General features: G+C 53.2%; 1 protein-coding gene. It reads right to left on the bottom strand.

The features are described 5' to 3' along the window. Positions 1-331 (bottom strand): hotdog family protein (locus AF337_RS45595; protein ID WP_483150631.1); only part of this gene is annotated, 331 nt, incomplete at both ends.

Raw genomic sequence — 331 nt, 5'->3', positions numbered from 1 at the left:
AGCGAAGACATGTCCACGTACCGAATATTTTGGCGATCACTTTCCCGTCCTCGCGTCGCAACTGCCCATGGACAGTTCTTTGCTCGTCAGAAAAATCAACAAGGTCGAAGAAAACGCTTTCATTTCGTTCGATATTTCCCAGGAAGAAAACGTCCTTACGGACGACCGGGCCCTTGCAGGGAAACCAGTTTTCCAAGGCGCGATCGGCGAGTGCCTGATACTCGGCAAAGTAAAACAGTCCCGCGCCGTTGAACTCCTGCGAGGCGCTGGGATCAAACTTGAAGGTTCGGAGCGCCCTGTTAGCGAGGACGGAAAACCCGAAATGCATCCC

The organism is Rhizobium ecuadorense (assembly GCF_001187535.1).
Classification (GTDB): domain Bacteria; phylum Pseudomonadota; class Alphaproteobacteria; order Rhizobiales; family Rhizobiaceae; genus Rhizobium; species Rhizobium ecuadorense.
This window is presented reverse-complemented; position numbering and strand designations above follow the sequence as displayed.